Source organism: Arcticibacter sp. (assembly GCF_045629565.1).
GTDB lineage: Bacteria > Bacteroidota > Bacteroidia > Sphingobacteriales > Sphingobacteriaceae > Arcticibacter.
Genome location: NZ_JAZQRL010000003.1, coordinates 1 through 1,502, shown reverse-complemented (window position 1 = coordinate 1,502; position 1,502 = coordinate 1). Strand labels below are relative to the sequence as shown.

The window sequence follows — 1,502 nt, the reverse complement described above, 5'->3', positions numbered from 1 at the left end:
TGTTGACTCTAGTTTCGAACGCTAATGAAAGATAACGTCATACCCTATGGTCGTCAATACATCAGCAATGAGGATATCAAAGCGGTGGTTGATGCGCTAACATCTGATTACCTCACCCAGGGACCTAAAATTGCTGAGTTTGAAAAAGCATTTGCAGCGTATATCGGAAGCAAATATGCCGTAGCAGTAGCCAACGGTACTGCTGCATTGCACCTAAGTACGCTGGCACTGGACGTTAAGCCAGGTGACAAAGTCATTACCACGCCAATCACATTTGTAGCTTCCGCGAATTGTGTTCGCTATTGTGGTGGTGAGGTTGTATTCGCGGATATTGATCCCAAAACATATTTGCTGGATATCAAGGCCGTTGAGAAGCTTTTGGCATCAGCAGAAAAAGGAACTTATAAAGGGATTATTCCGGTTGATTTTGGAGGCCGTGCAGTCGATCTGGAAGCATTCAGAAAGTTAGCGGATGAGTACGGCCTATGGATCATTGAGGATGCCTGTCATGCCCCTGGAGGTTATTTTATAGATCAAAACAAGCAACAACAACTTTGTGGTAACGGTAAATTTGCCGATTTAGCTATTTTCTCATTCCATCCTGTGAAACACATTGCTTGTGGTGAAGGTGGAATGATCACTACCAATGATGAGGCGCTCTATAATAAACTACTTAAACTCCGTACACACGGCATTACCCGGAAAGAGGATGAATACACCAATAGCATTGAATTTGCTGGCGGTACAGATCGCTATCCAAACTGGTACATGGAAATGCAGACCCTGGGATATAATTGCCGTTTAACCGACTTTCAAGCAGCATTAGGATTTAGTCAGCTCCAAAGGGCTGACGATGGGCTAAACAGAAGAAGAGAAATTGCGGCAATATACAAACAGGCCTTTGAAGGCAAAGATTTCATCATCAGCCAATCTGGAACGATTGAAGGACATGCCTATCATTTATATGTGTTGGAAGTTAACGATCGCCTCGGTTTATATAACCATTTGCGTAGCTATCAGGTTTTTGCCCAAATCCATTACATTCCATGTCATTTAATGCCTTACTATAGGTCTTTAGGATGGAAAGAAGGAGATTTTCCTCGTGCGGAAGCCTATTACCGAAACTGTATAAGTTTACCCATGTTTCCAACACTAACCGAAGATGAGCAGCAATACGTAATTGAATTGATAACGAATTATTATCGTGCATAAATTAGCCATAATTCCAGCAAGAGGAGGAAGTAAAAGGATCCCCAAAAAAAACATCAAGGATTTTTTGGGGAAACCAATTATTTCTTATTCCATTCAAGCTGCTTTAAACAGTGGTCTGTTTGACGAGGTAATGGTATCTACTGACGATGAAGAGATTGCAACTATTGCACTGCAATATGGCGCTAAAGTTCCTTTCTTAAGAAGTATGGACAATGCCAATGATCATGCTACTACGATAGCGGTACTAAAAGAGGTGGAAGCCGAATACAAAAGCCGCTATAACCAACACT

2 protein-coding genes are annotated in these 1,502 nt (G+C 41.8%); both read left to right on the top strand.

Going from position 1 to position 1,502, the window contains the following annotated elements; all coding sequences use genetic code 11:
- Positions 1–24 precede the first annotated feature (24 nt).
- Complete coding sequence (pseC, locus tag ACKI5J_RS00225) at positions 25–1,212, top strand: UDP-4-amino-4,6-dideoxy-N-acetyl-beta-L-altrosamine transaminase (protein ID WP_407425331.1); 1,188 nt, start codon at positions 25–27, stop codon at positions 1,210–1,212.
- A partial coding sequence (locus ACKI5J_RS00220; RefSeq protein WP_407425329.1) for a cytidylyltransferase domain-containing protein occupies positions 1,205–1,502 on the top strand: 298 nt, incomplete at its 3' end. The genes pseC and ACKI5J_RS00220, both read left to right, overlap by 8 nt.

What these genes read in the sequence shown, in the direction of transcription:
- pseC (WP_407425331.1), top strand. Translation starts at nt 25, where the DNA reads ATGAAAGATAACGTCATACCCTATGGTCGTCAATACATCAGCAATGAG.